The 675-nt window shown below is 44.0% G+C and carries 1 protein-coding gene; it reads left to right on the top strand.

What is annotated here, in order from left to right; all coding sequences use genetic code 11:
• The coding region (locus B0A67_RS23560) for a hypothetical protein (RefSeq protein WP_207557381.1) at positions 1-675 on the top strand (675 nt) is incomplete at both ends.

Raw genomic sequence — 675 nt, 5'->3', positions numbered from 1 at the left:
CTTCCGGCGGGAACTTATACTTTGACTGTTACTGATGGCTGTTCAAATAAAACCAATACCGTTACCATTTTTCAGCCTACTGCAGCTTTAACCCTTGCTGCTTCTTCTAAAACGGATATCACTTGTTTTGGAGCAAGTACAGGAAGCGTAACTGCAGGCGCGGTAACCAATTCGGTGGGAACTGTAACCTATTCATGGAAAAATGATTTGAATGCTTCGGTAGGAACTACTGCTACTGTTTCGAATCTTCCGGCGGGAACTTATACTTTGACTGTTACTGATGGCTGTTCCAGTCAATCTAATTCGGTAACTGTTGGACAACCGGCTTTACCTTTGGCATTAGCCCTTTCTTCTAAAACGGATGCTTCTTGTTATAATGCAAGTACAGGAAGCGTAACTGCGGGACTTATAACAAACGCCGTAGGAACTGTAACGTATTCCTGGAAAAACAGCTCTAATCTGGTAGTGGGAACTACTGCTTCGGTAACAGGACTTGCTGCGGGAACTTATACACTGACTGTAACAGATTCCTGTTCGAGTCAATCTAATTCGGTAACTGTTGGTCAACCGGCTTTACCTTTGGCATTAGCCCCTTCTTCTAAAACGGATGCTTCTTGTTATAATGCAAGTACAGGAAGCGTAACTGCGGGACTGGTAACAAACGCCGTAGGAACT

This window comes from Flavobacterium aquidurense (assembly GCF_002217195.1).
In the GTDB taxonomy this organism is placed as follows: domain Bacteria; phylum Bacteroidota; class Bacteroidia; order Flavobacteriales; family Flavobacteriaceae; genus Flavobacterium; species Flavobacterium frigidimaris.
This window is presented reverse-complemented; position numbering and strand designations above follow the sequence as displayed.